The sequence below is a fragment of the Pseudomonas sp. TE50-2 genome (assembly GCF_040813665.1).
GTDB classification, from domain to species: Bacteria; Pseudomonadota; Gammaproteobacteria; order Pseudomonadales; family Pseudomonadaceae; genus Aquipseudomonas; species Aquipseudomonas soli.
The window spans coordinates 1,671,066-1,688,273 of the sequence record NZ_JBFNXN010000001.1; the positions used below are offsets into that span (position 1 = coordinate 1,671,066).

14 protein-coding genes are annotated in these 17,208 nt (G+C 64.3%); 9 read left to right on the forward strand and 5 right to left on the reverse strand.

What is annotated here, in order from left to right:
• Nucleotides 1–27 precede the first annotated feature (27 nt).
• Together AAHK21_RS07635 and AAHK21_RS07640 are read right to left on the reverse strand one after the other, a co-directional pair.
• A complete protein-coding gene (locus AAHK21_RS07635; RefSeq protein ID WP_082337656.1) occupies nt 28–774 on the reverse strand; it encodes an XRE family transcriptional regulator in 747 nt (248 codons plus the stop codon).
• 205 nt (nt 775–979) lie between these two features.
• Nucleotides 980–1,186, reverse strand: a complete 207-nt coding sequence (locus AAHK21_RS07640; protein WP_367856897.1) for a hypothetical protein — start codon at nt 1,184–1,186, stop codon at nt 980–982.
• 25 nt (nt 1,187–1,211) lie between these two features.
• Between AAHK21_RS07640 and mutS the strand changes: the two genes are divergently transcribed.
• Nucleotides 1,212–3,785 (forward strand): DNA mismatch repair protein MutS, encoded by a 2,574-nt coding sequence (gene mutS / locus AAHK21_RS07645; RefSeq protein ID WP_367856898.1) that lies wholly within the window; start codon nt 1,212–1,214, stop codon nt 3,783–3,785.
• Between the two features lie 139 nt (nt 3,786–3,924).
• A complete protein-coding gene (fdxA, locus tag AAHK21_RS07650) occupies nt 3,925–4,248 on the forward strand; it encodes a ferredoxin FdxA (protein ID WP_023629582.1) in 324 nt (107 codons plus the stop codon).
• Nucleotides 4,249–4,688: 440 nt separating this feature from the next.
• Here the strand turns inward: fdxA and AAHK21_RS07655 are convergent, their stop codons facing one another.
• A complete protein-coding gene (locus tag AAHK21_RS07655; protein WP_367856899.1) occupies nt 4,689–5,315 on the reverse strand; it encodes a Pr6Pr family membrane protein in 627 nt (208 codons plus the stop codon).
• Nucleotides 5,315–5,536: a VF530 family DNA-binding protein gene (locus AAHK21_RS07660; protein ID WP_046856826.1), complete on the reverse strand. Its 222-nt coding sequence runs from the start codon at nt 5,534–5,536 to the stop codon at nt 5,315–5,317. Before AAHK21_RS07660 ends, AAHK21_RS07655 begins: the two co-directional genes overlap by 1 nt.
• Nucleotides 5,537–5,729: 193 nt before the next feature.
• Between AAHK21_RS07660 and AAHK21_RS07665 the strand changes: the two genes are divergently transcribed.
• The 7 genes from AAHK21_RS07665 to cmoB all read left to right on the forward strand — a co-directional run bounded on the left by AAHK21_RS07665 (nt 5,730) and on the right by cmoB (nt 16,734).
• Nucleotides 5,730–7,778, forward strand: a complete 2,049-nt coding sequence (locus AAHK21_RS07665; RefSeq protein WP_367856900.1) for a TonB-dependent receptor — start codon at nt 5,730–5,732, stop codon at nt 7,776–7,778.
• 245 nt (nt 7,779–8,023) lie between these two features.
• Nucleotides 8,024–9,370, forward strand: a complete 1,347-nt coding sequence (locus AAHK21_RS07670; protein WP_367856901.1) for a carbohydrate porin — start codon at nt 8,024–8,026, stop codon at nt 9,368–9,370.
• Between the two features lie 31 nt (nt 9,371–9,401).
• Nucleotides 9,402–11,813, forward strand: coding sequence for a glucose/quinate/shikimate family membrane-bound PQQ-dependent dehydrogenase (locus tag AAHK21_RS07675; RefSeq protein WP_046856829.1), 2,412 nt, complete (start codon nt 9,402–9,404; stop codon nt 11,811–11,813).
• A 154-nt stretch (nt 11,814–11,967) separates the two neighbouring features.
• Nucleotides 11,968–14,388: an endopeptidase La gene (gene lon / locus AAHK21_RS07680; RefSeq protein ID WP_367856902.1), complete on the forward strand. Its 2,421-nt coding sequence runs from the start codon at nt 11,968–11,970 to the stop codon at nt 14,386–14,388.
• Between the two features lie 167 nt (nt 14,389–14,555).
• Nucleotides 14,556–14,948 carry a protease inhibitor I42 family protein gene (locus AAHK21_RS07685; RefSeq protein ID WP_046856831.1) on the forward strand — a complete coding sequence of 131 codons (393 nt, stop codon included), beginning with the start codon at nt 14,556–14,558 and terminating at the stop codon, nt 14,946–14,948.
• Nucleotides 14,949–15,037: 89 nt separating this feature from the next.
• Nucleotides 15,038–15,781 (forward strand): carboxy-S-adenosyl-L-methionine synthase CmoA, encoded by a 744-nt coding sequence (cmoA, locus tag AAHK21_RS07690; RefSeq protein WP_367856903.1) that lies wholly within the window; start codon nt 15,038–15,040, stop codon nt 15,779–15,781.
• Nucleotides 15,778–16,734: a tRNA 5-methoxyuridine(34)/uridine 5-oxyacetic acid(34) synthase CmoB gene (cmoB, locus tag AAHK21_RS07695; protein WP_046856833.1), complete on the forward strand. Its 957-nt coding sequence runs from the start codon at nt 15,778–15,780 to the stop codon at nt 16,732–16,734. Before cmoA ends, cmoB begins: the two co-directional genes overlap by 4 nt.
• Nucleotides 16,735–16,803: 69 nt before the next feature.
• On the opposite strand, the gene AAHK21_RS07700 is transcribed toward cmoB, so the two are convergent.
• Nucleotides 16,804–17,007 (reverse strand): hypothetical protein, encoded by a 204-nt coding sequence (locus AAHK21_RS07700; RefSeq protein WP_367856904.1) that lies wholly within the window; start codon nt 17,005–17,007, stop codon nt 16,804–16,806.
• Nucleotides 17,008–17,208 lie beyond the last annotated feature (201 nt).

Below are 17,208 nucleotides of genomic sequence, written 5' to 3' on the forward strand. Positions count from 1 at the left end.
AGGCGGGTTTTTATCGAGGGCTGGGGATCAACGGGCGTACATGCCCCACCAGAAAACGTGACCGAGGAGGCTGATCTGTTCTTCCTGCATCTGCTGGAAGCTGTAGTCCTCGTCGGGGTGCTCGTCGCGGTTGAAGCTGCGCAGGCGAATGCCGGTAGGCAGGCGGTACACCTGTTTCACCCGCAGCTGGCCATTGTGGTTGATGGCATAAAGGTCACCGTCGATGATATCGCCGATGGTGCTTTTACCGGTATTGACCCCGACAGTAGCGCCGTCGCGCAGCACCGGCAACATGCTGTTGCCACGCACCGTCACGCACTTGGCGTTGTCGAACTGCACGCCATTATGACGCAGGCTGCGTTTGCCGAAGCGCAAGCGAGCGTTCTCGCTTTCCTCGATGACGAATCTTCCTGATCCTGCTGCCAACTCGACCTCACGAAGAAAAGGAACGGATACCTCGTCGTCCTCGACGGGGGTTTCATCGTCCCACAGGCTGATATCGCTCAGGGCCGCGTGGCCCTGGGCGAGCGGAGCCGCGTCACGGGACTCGCCCAGTTCGACACGGCCGCGCAACTGGTCGGTGCTCACGCCGAAGTACTCGGCGATCTTCGAGACGTGTTTGTCCGAAGGATCGACGATCTTCTCGCTGAGAATCCGCGACAGGGTGGATTGAGGTACACCCGTGCGCCGATGCAGCTCTGTCGGGGACAGGCCGTGGCGGGCGAGCAGTTCTCTAAGTACGGAGGCTACGTTGCGTTTTTGCATAATGCGCATAATGCAACCGTAACAGCGCAAATGCAATGGCCTGGCAAGCGGAAAACAATGGTTGCCCCCTCCCCCGGGCCATCGCTATCGTCGCGATTTCTCACCATGGATCGGAAAACGGCATGGACCTTTCGCCGCGACGCCGCTGGCCCACTTACCTGCTTGTCGGGTTGATCATTGCGTTTATGGCGGCCTGAACATCCAGGACTGGCCGTCATTTGAACGGCCACGACGGGTCTTTAGCCGAGGCTTCGTGATGTTCTGCGTGCTGGTGGTGATCATGGAACTGATCCTCCTCAATCAGTTCTTCGGCCACCCGGGCTGAGGCCAACGCCTGACAAGCTGCGCAGATTTGCCCCACCCATCCAACCTGCGCCCACCGAAAAAAGCCTGTACCATTGACGGTTTCGAAATTTGCCACCAGACCACCCGCTGTAAGGCCCTGAATGTCTGATCTCTCCGCACACACCCCGATGATGCAGCAGTACTGGAAGCTGAAAAACCAGCACCCGGACCAGCTGATGTTCTACCGCATGGGCGACTTCTACGAGATCTTCTACGAAGATGCGAAGAAAGCCGCGAAACTGCTGGATATCACCCTGACCGCCCGCGGGCAGTCGGCGGGCCAGTCGATTCCCATGTGCGGGATTCCGTTCCACTCGCTCGAAGGCTACCTGGCCAAGCTGGTCAAGCTCGGCGAGTCGGTGGTGATCTGCGAGCAGATCGGCGACCCGGCTACCAGCAAGGGCCCGGTGGAGCGCCAGGTGGTGCGCATCATCACCCCGGGCACGATCAGCGACGAGGCGTTGCTCGACGAGCGTCGCGACAACCTGATTGCCGCCTTGCTCGGCGACGAGCGGCTGTTCGGCCTGGCGGTGCTGGACATCACCAGCGGCAATTTCACCGTGCAGGAGATCAAGGGCTGGGAGAACCTGCTGGCCGAGCTCGAGCGCATCAACCCGGTGGAGCTGCTGATCCCGGATGACTGGCCGCAGGGCCTGCCAGCGGAGAAGCGCCGTGGCGCCCGGCGCCGTGCCCCCTGGGACTTCGACCGTGATTCGGCACGCAAGAGCCTTTGCCAGCAGTTCGCCACTCAGGACCTCAAGGGCTTCGGCTGCGACAAGCTGACCCTGGCCATCGGCGCCGCCGGCTGCCTGCTGAGCTATGCCAAGGAAACCCAGCGCACCGCCCTGCCTCACCTGCGCAGCCTGCGCCACGAGCGCCTGGACGACACCGTCATCCTCGATGCCGCCAGCCGCCGCAACCTGGAGCTGGACATCAACCTGGCCGGTGGCCGCGACAACACCCTGCAATCGGTCATCGACCGTTGCCAGACCGCCATGGCCAGCCGCCTGCTGACCCGCTGGCTGAACCGTCCGCTGCGCGACCTGAAGGTGCTCAAGGCACGCCAGGACTCGATCCGCTGCCTGCTCGACGGCTACCGCTTCGAAAAGCTGCAGCCACAGCTCAAGGAAATCGGCGACATCGAGCGGATCCTCGCGCGTATTGGCCTGCGCAACGCCCGCCCGCGTGACCTGGCACGCCTGCGCGACGCCCTCGGCGCCCTGCCCGAGCTGCAGAACGCCATGGCCGAGCTGGAGGCACCGCACCTGGCGCGCCTGGCCGCGATCACCGGCACCTACCCAGAGCTGGCTGGCCTGCTGGAGCGGGCGATCATCGACAATCCGCCGGCGGTGATCCGCGACGGTGGCGTGCTCAAGACCGGCTATGACAGCGAACTCGACGAACTGCTGTCGATCAGCGAGAACGCCGGCCAGTTCCTCATCGACCTGGAAGTCCGCGAGAAGGCCCGCACGGGCCTTGCCAACCTCAAGGTCGGCTACAACCGCGTGCATGGCTATTTCATCGAGCTGCCGACCAAGCAGGCCGAGCAGGCACCCGCCGACTACATCCGCCGGCAGACGCTCAAGGGCGCCGAACGTTTCATCACCCCCGAACTGAAGACGTTCGAGGACAAGGCGCTGTCGGCCAAGAGCCGTGCCCTGGCCCGCGAGAAGATGCTCTACGATGCCTTGCTCGAAACGTTGATCGGGCACCTGGCGCCACTGCAGGACAGCGCCGCGGCGTTGGCCGAGCTGGATGTGCTGAGCAACCTGGGCGAACGCGCCCTGAACCTGGACCTGAACTGCCCAAGCTTCGTCGACGAGCCGTGCCTGCGCATCGAGCAGGGCCGCCACCCGGTGGTCGAGCAAGTATTGACCACGCCGTTCGTGGCCAACGACCTGGGCCTGGACGACAGCACGCGCATGCTGATCATCACCGGCCCGAACATGGGCGGTAAGTCCACCTACATGCGCCAGACCGCGCTGATCGTGCTGCTGGCGCATATCGGCAGCTTCGTCCCGGCAGCCGCCTGCGAGCTGTCGCCGGTGGACCGTATCTTCACCCGTATCGGCTCCAGCGACGACCTGGCCGGCGGGCGCTCGACCTTCATGGTCGAGATGAGCGAAACAGCGAACATCCTGCACAACGCCACCGACCGCAGCCTGGTGCTGATGGACGAAGTTGGCCGCGGCACCAGCACCTTCGACGGGCTGTCGCTGGCCTGGGCCGCCGCCGAGCGCCTGGCCCAGCTGCGCGCCTACACGTTGTTCGCCACCCACTACTTCGAACTGACCGTGCTGCCGGACAGCGAGCCGCTGGTGGCCAACGTGCACCTGAACGCCACCGAGCACAATGAACGCATCGTGTTCCTGCACCATGTGCTGCCGGGCCCCGCGAGCCAAAGCTACGGCCTGGCCGTGGCGCAACTGGCGGGTGTGCCGGCGGCGGTGATCCAGCGTGCCCGCGAGCATCTGGGTCGGCTGGAGACCACCAGCCTGCCCCACGAAGCGCCGCTTGCAACGCCGCGCGACAATACGCCTCACGTGCCGCACCAGAGCGACCTGTTCGCCAGCCTGCCACACCCGGCCATCGAGAAGCTGGGCAAGCTGGACCTGGATGACATGACGCCGCGCCAAGCTATCGAAATGCTATATCAACTGAAAAACCTGTTATAACGGCCCACCGCGCAAGCTGGTAGAATCCGGCGCGGTTTGCGAGGGCTGCAGGTTATTAGCCTGGTCTGCAGCCAGCACCGTGAACCGCGCTGCCCTGGAAGGAAGGGCAAGCTGCCGTCGCCTGAGGAGAGAATTAGAAATGACCTTCGTCGTCACCGACAACTGCATCAAATGCAAGTACACCGACTGCGTGGAAGTCTGTCCGGTGGACTGCTTCTACGAAGGCCCGAACTTCCTGGTGATTCACCCGGACGAATGCATCGACTGTGCGCTGTGCGAGCCTGAGTGCCCGGCCCAGGCGATTTTCTCGGAAGACGAAGTGCCGTCCGGCATGGAGAACTTCATCGAGCTGAACGCCGAGCTGGCCGAGATCTGGCCGAACATCACCGAGAAGAAAGACGCCCTGGCGGACGCCGAAGAGTGGGATGGCAAGCCTGGCAAGATCGCCGATCTGGAGCGCTGACAGCGCCCAGGTACGAAAAAGGCCCGCGAGGGCCTTTTTTCATTTTCAGCAGGCAAAAAAAAGGGGCGGTTTGACCCGCCCACATTTTTTCCGTAGTCCCTGTATGTCCCAATCATCGTCCTGATGAATCGCGTCCCGCGATGTCCTTGGCCATCATCCTTGAGAGCCTGTGTCAGTCCGTAGACACAGTTCGAATACTAGCGATTCCCCGCCTTGGTACAAGCGGCGAATATCTCAGGATGATTCAGGCGAAATATCTTCTGATATTTATAAAAATAATATATTTCATGCACTTAGAAAAAATACGCCACTGGAAACGACATTGATTTACTGATCCCTACAGCGATCACTTACATGATGAGTAAGCGAATGCTTACACGCGATACTACGAGGGTGGCGAAATAAACACTTTGCTGAGGGTGCCATGGACTCCTCCCGCCTCAATGCCGCCCTCGCCAACGGTCAAGCCCCAGCAGTACTAGCCCGATGGCCCAGAACCCTGCCAGCACTCCCACTGCATTCATCAGCACCTGCCCATGGCCAAGCCGCGCGACGTCAACGAACGGATAGGGATAGACGCCGATCTCATGCCCACGCAGCAGCACGAAGGCAAAATACAGCATCGGATACAGCGCCCAGGCTGCCAGATGCCAGAGCCGCAGCTGCCCCTTGGGTGCCTCGAACCACCAGTACAGGATGAACAGCAGCGGCATCACATCGTGCAGCAACTCGTCCGCCAGCCACTGCCAGCCCTGGGGTTGCCATAGGTGTCGCAGCAGCAGGCTGTAGGCCAGCGCCACCAGCACGATGCTTGCTGCAATGCACGAACTGACCGCCGGGGAAAGAAACCAGCGCCGGGCCGCCGAGTCGCGACCGAATGCGGCATGGCTGAACACCGTGGCCACCAGCGTGTTGCTGAGCACGGTGAAATAGCAGAACAGGTTGACCAGCCCGCCGATCAGGCTGGCCTGTTCCTGCCAACGCGCCAGCAGTACCAGGTACAGCTGGATCGCCAATCCCGCCCAGCCAAGAACGGCCGCCAGGGCAAACCAAGGCCGGCGCGGCATCAGCCTTTGCGCTGCAGCTTCACATACAGCTGCTCGACCTTCTCCCGGGCCCAGGGGGTCTTGCGCAGGAAGGTCAGGCTCGACTTGATCGTCGGGTCGCTTTTGAAGCAGCGGATATCGATGCGTTCGGCCAGGCCCTGCCACTGATAGTGCGCTACCAGCTCGGTGAGGATCTGTTCGAGGGTCTTGCCGTGCAGCGCGTTATGGTTGGCCGTGCTCATGCAGTGCTCCAGGTTCGGGAAGGTGCGCACCTTACACGAGTGTAGCGAGCGGGTGGGATCGAGGTTGCTTGCCCCGCCACAGGCCGGCTGAAGACGATGCAAAAACCACTGGCAAGCACGGGAAGCCTTGTGCTGAAATAGCGATGTTATATTGTAACAACACAAAGAATCTGCCAAGGAACGCCACATCCCCATGCGTCACATGCCGCTGCACCTCTCCCCCCTAGCCGTCGCGCTCTGGCTGGCCTCGACTTCCAGCCAGGCCGTGGAACTGCAACCCCAGGTGATTACCGCCAACCCATTGGGCAACGCCCAACTGGCCGCCCCCAGCACCGTCCTTGAAGGCGATAACCTGCTGCAACAGCAACAGGGCAGCCTCGGCGAGACCCTCAACAAACAGCCTGGTGTTGCCTCCACCTGGTTCGGCCCCGGCGCCAGCCGCCCGGTGATCCGCGGCCTGGACGGTGACCGCATTCGCATCCTGCGCAACGGCGTCGGCGCCCTGGATGCCTCGTCGCTGTCCTACGACCACGCCGTGCCGCTGGACCCGGTGACCGTCGAACGGGTCGAGATCGTCCGCGGCCCGGCCGCCCTGCTCTACGGCGGCAACGCCATCGGTGGGGTGGTCAACACCTTCGACAACCGCATCCCCGACACGCCCATCGACGGCATCCATGGCGCCGGCGAGCTGCGCTACGGCGGTGCCGACACCACGCGCAGCAGTGCGGGCAAACTGGAGGCCGGCAACGGCGCCTTCGCCCTGCACCTGGATGCCAACAGCCGCCAGTTCAACGACCTGCGCATCCCCGGCTATGCCCGCAGTTCGAAGGTGCGCGACGCCGACGAGCCCGGCAGCAAGCGCCGCCTGAAGAACAGCGACGGACGCCAGGACGGCGGTGCAATCGGCGGTTCCTATCATTGGGATCACGGCTATACCGGCCTGTCCTACAGCCGCTATGACAGCAACTACGGCTCGGTAGCCGAGCCCGGCGTGCGCCTGGACATGCAGCAGGACCACTACGGCTTCGCCTCGGAGCTACGCGATCTCGACGGACCATTCAGCTCGGTGAAGGTCGATGCCGGCTATACCGACTACCAGCACCGTGAAATCGAAAGCGGTGAAGTGCACACCACCTTCAAGAACAAGGGCTACGAGGCACGCATCGAGGCCCGCCACCAGCCGCTGGGGCCGGTCGAGGGCGTGATCGGTGCCCAGGTCAGCCGCAACGAGTTCTCCGCACTGGGCGAGGAAGCCTTTGTCCCGCACACCGATACCGACAGCCTGGCGCTGTTCCTGCTCGAGCAATGGCAGGCCACCGAGCGCCTGAACCTGAGCCTGGGCGCGCGCATGGAACACACCCGGGTTGATCCGGATGCCAAGGGCAACGAAACCTTTGCCGGAGCCGACAGCGCCAGTAGCTTTAATGCCTTCAGCCTGTCATCGGGCGCGGTGTACCAGCTCGACCCGATCTGGTCGCTGGCCGCCAACCTCGGCTACACCGAGCGCGCGCCAACTTTCTACGAGCTGTATGCCAACGGCGCCCACGTGGCGACCGGCGCCTACGAGATCGGTGACCCTAACCTGAACAAGGAAAAGGCCATCTCCGGTGACCTGGCCCTGCGCTTCGACAACGGCACCCACAAGGGCAGCGTCGGTGTGTTCTACAGCCATTTTCGCAACTACATCGGCCTGATCGGCACCGGCAACCTGCGTGAAGGGCATGATCACGACCATGGCGACGATCATGACCACGACCATGATCACGATCACGGTGATATCCCCGAGTATGCCTACCAGGGTGTGCGCGCACGCTTCTACGGTATCGAGGCCCAGGACCGCTGGAAGTTGCTGGAAAATCGCTACGGCAGCTTCGCCCTGGAACTGTCCGGCGACTACACCCGGGCCAAGAACCTCGACAGCGGCGAGCCGCTACCGCGTATCGCACCGCTGCGCCTGAACAGCGGACTGGTCTGGGAACTGGATCGCTGGCAGGCCCGGGTCGATGTGCAGCATGCCGCGTCGCAACGGCGCAAACCGGCCAACGAAACCGGCACCGACGGCTACACCACCCTCGGCGCAAGCGTGGGGTATCGCTTCGACATCGGCCAGAGTGAATGGCTGGCGTTCGTGCGCGGCGAGAACCTCACCGACCAGACCGTGCGCTATGCCAGCTCGATCCTGCGCGATATCGCGCCGGCGCCGGGGCGTAGTGTGCAGGTTGGCTTGCGCACCTCGTTCTGACCTTATCGCAGGGTAAGCCCTCTCCCACTGTGGGGTGGGCTACCCGGCGAGGGCCGATGGACTGTTACCCCATCAGCAACAATCCCCTGCGACATTTTGTCTTTTTTTCTTACAACTTCCCCTATATCCTCCCTGCCGCAAGCTGAATCGCTTCACTCGATACCCATCGCAGCCATTTCCCTTCGAAGACCTCGCACTTCGTTGCGCTTGCCGTTTCCTCAACAATCAAAAGATAGCGCTATCTCATGCTCCAGCTGCCCAATACCCGCTACTCCGGCCTCGCCCTCGCCACCCTGCTCGGTGCCCTGTCCCCTACCACCAGTGCTGGCGAAATGTTCGCCAAGGACTCGAAGTGGATGCTCGGCGACTGGGGTGGTACCCGCAGTGAACTGCTGGAAAAGGGCTACGACTTCACCCTTGGCTACACCGGCGAGATGGGCAGCAACCTGCACGGCGGCTACAGCCACGACCGCGCCGCACGCTACAGCGACCAGTTCACCTTCGGCGTGAACATGGACCTGCAGAAGATCCTCGGCTGGCACGACACCGAGGTGCAGCTGACCGTCACCGAACGCCACGGCAACAACATAAGCAACGATCGCATCAACGACCCGCGCGTCGGCGGCTTTACCTCGGCCCAGGAAGTCTGGGGCCGTGGCCAGACCTGGCGCCTGACCCAGATGTGGATCAAGCAGAAGTACTTCGATGGCGCGCTGGACGTGAAATTCGGCCGCTTCGGCGAGGGCGAGGACTTCAACAGCTTCCCCTGCGACTTCCAGAACCTGGCGTTCTGCGGCTCGCAGGTGGGCAACTGGGTGGGCGGCATCTGGTACAACTGGCCGGTCAGCCAGTGGGCCCTGCGCGTGCGCTACAACCTCAATGACGCGCTCTACGCCCAGGTCGGGGTGTTCGAGCAGAACCCCTCGAACCTCGAGAGCGGCAACGGCTTCAAGCTCAGCGGCAGCGGCACCCAGGGCGCGGTGATGCCGATCGAACTGGTCTGGAGCCCGCGGGTCAATGGCCTGAAAGGGGAATATCGCGCCGGCTACTACTACAGTAATGCCAAGGCACAGGATGTACTCAAGGACAGCAACGGTACGCCCGCCGCCATCAGCGGCGCCGCCTATCGCAGCAGCTCGAGCAAGCACGGCCTGTGGCTCGGCGCCCAGCAGCAGGTGACCGCGCTGGCCTCCGACCAGTCGCGCGGCCTGAGCCTGTTCGCCAACGCCACGGTGCACGACAAGAAGACCAATGCCATCGACAACTATGTGCAGGCAGGTGTGGTTTACAAAGGGCCGTTCGATGCCCGCGCCAAGGACGACATCGGTTTCGCCCTGGCCCGCGTGCACGTCAACCCCGGCTATCGCAAGAACGCCCGCCTCATCAACCAGGCCAACGGCCTGGACGACTACGACAACCCCGGCTTCCTGCCCGTGCAGGACACCGAGTACAGCGCCGAACTCTATTACGGCATCCACCTGGCCGACTGGCTCACCGTACGCCCGAACCTGCAGTACATCCGCCATCCGGGCGGGGTGTCGCGGGTCGACGATGCGTTGATCGGCGGCCTGAAGATCCAGAGCAGTTTCTAACCCGACCCTTTCACACTACGGAGAACAGACGATGAGCACTGACGGTGCCAAGAATGGAACCCGCTGGCTACCGCGCCTGATGGGCGTGCTGCTGCTGCTGATGGGCCTGGCCCTGCTGGCCGGCGGCATCAAGCTGAGCCAGCTGGGCGGCTCGCTTTACTATCTGATTGCCGGTATCGGCTTCGCCCTGTCCGGCATCCTGCTGCTGGCCAAGCGTCGCATCGCCCTGGGCCTGTATGGCCTGGTACTGCTGGGCAGCACCGCGTGGGCGCTGCTGGAAGTGGGCCTGGACTGGTGGCAGCTGGTGCCACGCCTGGCCATCTGGTTCGCCATCGGCGTGGTCCTGCTGCTGCCGTGGGCGCGCCGCCCGCTGGTCGGCCCTGCGTCCAAGGTCAACACCGCCCTGCTCAGCGTCGCCGTGGTCGCCTCCGGCGCCACTGCCGTGGCCAGCCAGTTCACTCACCCGGGCGAAATCCGTGGCGAGTTCACCCGCGACAACAGCGAGATGGGCAGCGCCGCCCCGGCCATGCCCGACGGTGAATGGCAGGCCTATGGCCGCACCGAGCACGGCGACCGCTATTCGCCGCTGCGCCAGATCACCCCGCAGAACGCCTACCGCCTGGAAGAGGCCTGGCGTATCCGCACCGGCGACCTGCCGACCGAGAACGACCCGGTGGAGCTGACCAACCAGAACACGCCGCTGAAGGTCAACGGCATGCTCTACGCCTGCACCGCCCACAGCCGCCTGCTGGCGCTGGACCCGGACACCGGCGCCGAGATCTGGCGCTTTGATCCGCAGGTCAAGAGCCCCACCGGCACTTTCAAGGGCTTCGCCCACATGACCTGCCGCGGCGTCTCGTACTATGACGAGAACAGCTACGTCAGCCGCGATGGCAGCCCCGCGCCGAAGATCACCGACGCAGGCCAGGCCGTGGCCCAAGCCTGCCCGCGCCGCCTCTACCTGCCCACCGCCGACGCCCGCCTGATCGCCATCAACGCCGACACCGGCAAGGTCTGCGAAGGTTTTGCCAACCAGGGCGTGATCGATCTGACCCGTGGCATCGGCCCGTTCACCGCCGGTGGCTACTACTCCACCTCCCCGGCCGCGATCACCCGCAGCCTGGTGATCATCGGTGGCCACGTCACCGACAACGAGTCGACCAACGAGCCGTCCGGCGTGATCCGCGCCTACGACGTGCACGACGGCCACCTGGTGTGGAACTGGGACAGCAACAACCCGGACGACACCAAGCCCCTGGCCGACGGCAAGTTCTACAGCCGCAACTCGGCCAACATGTGGTCGATCGCCAGTGTCGACGAAGACCTCGGCATGATCTACCTGCCGCTGGGCAACCAGACCCCTGACCAGTGGGGCGCCGACCGCACCCCGGGCGCCGAGAAGTACAGCGCCGGCATCGTCGCCCTGGACCTGGCCACCGGCAAGGCGCGCTGGAACTACCAGTTCACCCATCACGACCTGTGGGACATGGACGTCGGCAGCCAGCCCACCCTGGTGCACCTGAAGACCGACGACGGCGTCAAGCCGGCGGTCATCGTGCCGACCAAGCAAGGCAGCCTGTACGTGCTCGACCGCCGCGACGGCACGCCGATCGTGCCGATCCGCGAGATCCCGGTACCCCAAGGCGCGGTCAAGGGCGACCACACCGCGCCGACCCAGGCCCGTTCCGACCTCAACCTGCTCGGCCCTGACCTGACCGAACAGGCCATGTGGGGCGCCACGCCGTTCGACCAGATGCTCTGCCGCATCCAGTTCCGCAGCCTGCGCTACGAAGGCCAGTACACCCCGCCGTCCGAGCAGGGTAGCCTGGTCTACCCGGGCAACGTCGGCGTGTTCAACTGGGGCAGCGTCTCGGTCGACCCGGTGCGCCAGATCCTCTTCACCTCGCCGAACTACATGGCTTTCGTGTCGAAGATGGTCCCACGCGAGCAGGTCGCCGAAGGCAGCAAGCGCGAAAGCGAGACCAGCGGCGTGCAGCCGAACACCGGTGCGCCGTACGCCGTGACCATGCACCCGTTCATGTCGCCACTGGGCATTCCGTGCCAGGCGCCGGCCTGGGGCTACGTAGCGGCCATCGACCTGTTCACCAACAAAGTGGTGTGGAAGCACAAGAACGGCACCACCCGTGACAGCACCCCGGTGCCGATCGGCATGCCGGTGGGCGTGCCAAGCATGGGTGGCTCGATCGTCACTGCCGGCGGCGTCGGCTTCCTCAGCGGCACCCTGGACCAGTACCTGCGCGCCTACGACGTGAAGAACGGCCAGGAGCTATGGAAGGCTCGCCTGCCGGCAGGCGGCCAGGCCACGCCGATGAGCTACACCGGCAAGGATGGCAAGCAGTACGTGCTGGTGACCGCCGGCGGCCATGGCTCGCTCGGCACGAAAATGGGCGACTACATCATCGCTTACAAATTGGCTGAGTAAGCGTCACGCCCGTCGCGGGGCACGCCCGCTCCCATCGAGGGAGCGGGCTTGCCCCGCTATTGTTTCCCCCCGCAGTTCTCCCCCCTTCGTCTACCATTGAAACCTGCCAACCACCGCCCCATCTAAGCACCATAGCCATTCACGCAGGTGCCCCATGAGCGACCAGCAGGATTTCCCGGAACATCCCGACGAACACAGCGAAGTCGAACATCTCGATCCCGCGACCGCACCCGGTCACCATCTCGCCCTGCCCGGCCAGCAGTTGCCGGACAAGGTCTACGTGATTCCGATCCACAACCGCCCGTTCTTCCCCGCGCAAGTGCTGCCGGTGATCGTCAATGAAGAACCTTGGGCTGAAACCCTCGACCTGGTCGCCAAGACCCCGCACCACTCCCTGGCGCTGTTCTTCATGGACACCCCGCCGGAAGACCACCGCCACTTCGACACCAAGGCCCTGCCCGAATACGGCACCCTGGTGAAGGTGCACCACGCCAGCCGCGAAGGCGGCAAGCTGCAGTTCGTCGCCCAGGGCCTGACCCGCGTGCGCATCCGCACCTGGCTCAAGCACCACCGCCCGCCCTACCTGGTGGAGGTCGAATACCCACGCCAGCCAGCGGAGCCCACCGACGAGGTGAAAGCCTACGGCATGGCCCTGATCAACGCGATCAAGGAGCTGCTGCCGCTCAACCCGCTGTACAGCGAAGAGCTGAAGAACTACCTCAACCGCTTCAGCCCCAACGATCCGTCACCACTGACCGACTTCGCCGCCGCCCTCACCTCGGCCACCGGCAACCAGTTGCAGGAAGTGCTCGACTGCGTGCCCATGCTCAAGCGCATGGAAAAGGTCCTGCCGATGCTGCGCAAGGAGGTCGAGGTCGCCCGCCTGCAGAACGAGATCTCCGCCGAGGTGAACCGCCAGATCGGCGAGCACCAACGCGAATTCTTCCTCAAGGAACAGCTCAAGGTCATCCAGCAGGAGCTGGGCCTGACCAAGGACGACCGCAGCGCCGACGTGGAGCAGTTCCAACAGCGCCTGGCGGGCAAGACCCTGCCCGACCAGGCGAAAAAACGTATCGACGAAGAGATGGGCAAGCTGGCGATCCTCGAGACCGGCTCGCCGGAGTATGCCGTCACCCGCAACTACCTGGAGTGGGCCACCGCGCTGCCCTGGGGTGTGTACGGCAAGGACAAGCTCGACCTCAAGCACGCGCGCAAGGTACTCGACCGCCACCACGCCGGGCTCGACGACATCAAGGAGCGCATCCTCGAGTTCCTTGCCGTGGGCGCCTGGAAGGGTGAGATCAGCGGCTCCATCGTGCTGCTGGTGGGCCCGCCCGGAGTGGGCAAGACCAGCATCGGCAAGTCCATCGCCGAATCCTTGGGCCGGCCGTTCTACCGCTTCAGCGTCGGCGGCATGCGTGACGAGGCCGAGATCAAGGGCCACCGCCGCACCTACATCGGCGCCCAGCCGGGCAAGCTGGTGCAGGCGCTGAAGGAGGTCGAGGTGATGAACCCGGTGATCATGCTCGACGAGATCGACAAGATGGGCCAGAGCTACCAGGGCGACCCGGCCTCGGCGCTGCTGGAAACCCTCGACCCGGAACAGAACGTCGACTTCCTTGATCACTACCTGGACCTGCGCCTGGACCTGTCCAAGGTGCTGTTCGTCTGCACCGCCAACACCCTGGACTCGATCCCCGGCCCCTTGCTCGACCGCATGGAAGTGATCCGCCTGTCCGGCTATATCACCGAAGAAAAGCTGGCCATCGCCAAGCGTCACTTGTGGCCCAAGCAGCTGGACAAGGCCGGCGTGGCCAAGACCAGCCTGAGCATCAACGACGCCGCGCTGCGTGCGGTGATCGAGGGCTATGCCCGCGAAGCCGGTGTGCGTCAGCTGGAAAAACAGCTGGGCAAGCTGGTGCGCAAGTCGGTGGTCAAACTGCTGGAAGACCCGGACGCCAAGCTCAAGATCGCCGCCAAGGACCTCGAGCCCGCCCTGGGCATGCCGGTGTTCCGCAGCGAGCAGGTGCTGGCCGGCAAGGGTGTTATCACCGGTCTTGCCTGGACCAGCATGGGCGGTGCCACCCTGCCGATCGAGGCCACGCATATCCACAGCCTCAACCGCGGCCTCAAGCTCACCGGGCAGTTGGGTGACGTGATGAAGGAGTCGGCAGAGATCGCCTACAGCTACATCAGCTCGAATCTCAAGCAGTTCGGTGGCACGCCCGGCTACTTCAACGAGGCGTTCATCCACCTGCACGTGCCCGAGGGCGCCACGCCCAAGGACGGCCCCAGCGCCGGCGTGACCATGGCCAGCGCCCTGCTGTCGCTGGCCCGCGACCAGGCGCCGAAGAAAGGCGTGGCCATGACCGGCGAGCTGACCCTGACCGGCCAGGTGCTGCCGATCGGCGGGGTGCGCGAGAAAGTGATCGCCGCGCGGCGCCAGAAGATCTTCGAGCTGATCCTGCCGGAGGCCAACCGTGGCGATTTCGAAGAGCTGCCTGACTACCTGAAGGAAGGGCTGAGCGTGCACTTCGCCAAGCGCTTTGCCGACGTGGCGAAAGTATTGTTCTAAAGAGGACGGGGCCGCGTTGCGGCCCTATCGCCGGCAAGCCGGCTCCCACAAAGTGCAGCATGTATCCTACTTGTGGGGCCGGTTTGCCGGCGATAGGGCCCGCGCAGACCACACAAAACTGCGACAGCTTCGGTTATCCTCAGGCCATTCCAGCTTCAGGAGCCAACATGTCCCTCCCTCGCCTGCTCGTTCCCGCCGCCCTGGCCCTGCTCACCGCCTGCGCCCAGCAACCGCAACGCACCGTCGAACTGGACGGCGAAAGCGAATGTCCCAAGCGCCTGCAGGTTGGCCAGACCCTGACCCTCACCCTGCCCAGCAACCCCACCACCGGCTACCGCTGGCTGGTGCAGAACCCGGCTTCGGAGATCCTGCGCAGCCTCGGCCCCGAGGTATACAGCTCTCCGGAGCAAGCCGGCATCGTCGGCAGCGGCGGCCTGTCCAGCTGGCGCTTCCAGGCCAAGGCCGCCGGCGAGGGCCACCTGATCCTGGTCTACCAGCAGCCCTGGGCCCCGGAAGTACGTCCGGTACAGACCTTCGATTGCGCCATTCGGGTCAACTGAGCGAACGGCGCCGGTCAGCCAGTCATGCAAGCTTGCCGTGGTTTGGCTAGAATGCCGCCCCTGTAGATTGCCAGCCGCCTGGACCCACCGTGAGCAAACAACCCGACCGCCTTTTCGCCCAACCCCTGGAGCAGGTGCCCGACTTCGTCTTCAACGAAGACGTGGTGCAGGTGTTCCCGGACATGATCAAGCGCTCGGTGCCCGGTTACCCGACCATCGTCGAGAACCTCGGCGTGCTGGCCGCGCGCTTCGCCCAGCCGGGCTCCGCACTGTACGACCTCGGCGCCTCTCTGGGCGCGGTGACCCAGGCGCTGCGCCGCCATGTGCGCACGGACGGCTGCCGGGTGATCGCGGTGGACAACTCCGCGGCCATGGTCGAGCGCTGCCGCCAGTACCTCACCGCCCAGGACTCGATGTTCCAGGAGTTGCTGCCGGTGCAGGTGCTGGAGGCCGATATTCTCGCCCTGCCCTTCGAGCCGGCCTCGGTGGTGGCGATGAACTTCACCCTGCAGTTCGTCGCTCCCGAACAGCGCCTGGACCTGCTTGCGCGCATCCGCCAGGCACTTTTACCGGGCGGCGCGTTGATTCTCTCGGAGAAACTGCGCTTCACCGACGCCCAGGAGCAGGATCTGCTCAACGAACTGCACCTGGACTTCAAGCGTGCCAATGGCTACAGCGAACTGGAAATCGCCCAGAAGCGCAGCGCCATCGAGAACGTGATGAAACCCGACACCCTGGAAACCCATGAAGCGCGCCTGCGCGCCGCCGGCTTCTCCAAGGTCGTGCCCTGGTTCCAATGCCTCAACTTTGCCTCGCTGATAGCCCTGCCATGATCGATCTGTCTCCCCTTGTCCGCCGCCTGGCGGGCACCCCCCTTGCCACCTGGTCCCAAGGCCTGCAGGCGCAACTCGAGAGCAAGCTGGAAAAGGGCCACGGCGACCTCGATCGCTGGCGCGGCGCCCTCGACGCACTGCCGCAGCTGACCCCGAGCGAAGTCGACCTGGTCGACGGCCTGCGCCTGGACTGCGACTGCGACGACGCCACCCGGGCGCAGATGCGCCAGGCGCTGATGGGCCTGTCGCCCTGGCGCAAGGGCCCGTTCGACCTGTTCGGCGTGCATGTCGATACCGAATGGCGCTCGGACTGGAAATGGTCGCGGGTCGGCCCGCACCTGGACCTCAAGGGCAAGCGCGTGCTCGACGTAGGCTGCGGTAACGGCTACTACCAGTGGCGCATGCTCGGCGCCGGCGCCGACATGGTCATCGGCGTCGACCCCAACTGGTTGTTCTTCTGCCAGTTCCAGGCCGTGCAGCAGTACCTGCCTGACTTGCCGGCGTGGCACCTGCCGTTCGCCCTCGAAGAGCTGCCGGCCAACCTCGAAGGTTTCGACACCGTGTTCTCCATGGGCGTGTTCTACCACCGCCGCTCGCCCATCGAGCACCTGCTGGCGCTCAAGGATTGCCTGGTCAAGGGTGGCGAGCTGGTGCTGGAAACCCTGGTGATCGAGGGCGACGAAAACCAGGTGCTGGTGCCCGAGGACCGCTACGCGCAGATGCGCAACGTATGGTTCCTGCCGTCGGTGCCGGCCCTGGAGCGCTGGCTGCGCCGCGCCGGTTTCAGCGATGTGCGCTGTGTCGATGTCAGCGTCACCAGCGTCGAGGAACAACGCAGCACCGAGTGGATGCGCTACCAGTCACTGGGCGACTTCCTCGACCCGAACGACCACGGCAAGACCATCGAAGGCCTGCCGGCGCCACGCCGCGCCACATTGCTGGCACGCAAATAAAAAAGGCGCCCGTTCGGGCGCCGAGGCTCACCTGCGCCGAGGAGCTGTGGCGGCGCAGGCGTGTGGTGCTCAATCCTTGGCCAGCTCGCGGCCCTTCTCTTCGGCCTTGCGCTCACGCTCGGCCACGGCCTGCTGCTTGTCGCCATGCAGACGCGCCTGGTCCTCGCGGAAGGCTTGCCAGAATTGCTTCGAACGCTCCGCGCCACCCTCGGCGAAAACGCTGGTGCTGCCCAGGGCGAGGATCGCCAGCAGCAGGTACTTGGTCAGGTTCATCGTGCTTGCCTCGTGATAACCGTTTCGACAGGGCCATCATCGCAAGCGGGAGCTAACGCCAAGGTGAGGCGGACATTACAGTCCTGAAATCCCCGCAGAACCACGTGGGAGCGGGCTTGCCCCGCGATTGCGACAAGCCTGTCGCCCATATGACCCACAGATTACAAATCAGCAATCCTCCTCTTATCGCCATTCGCATCC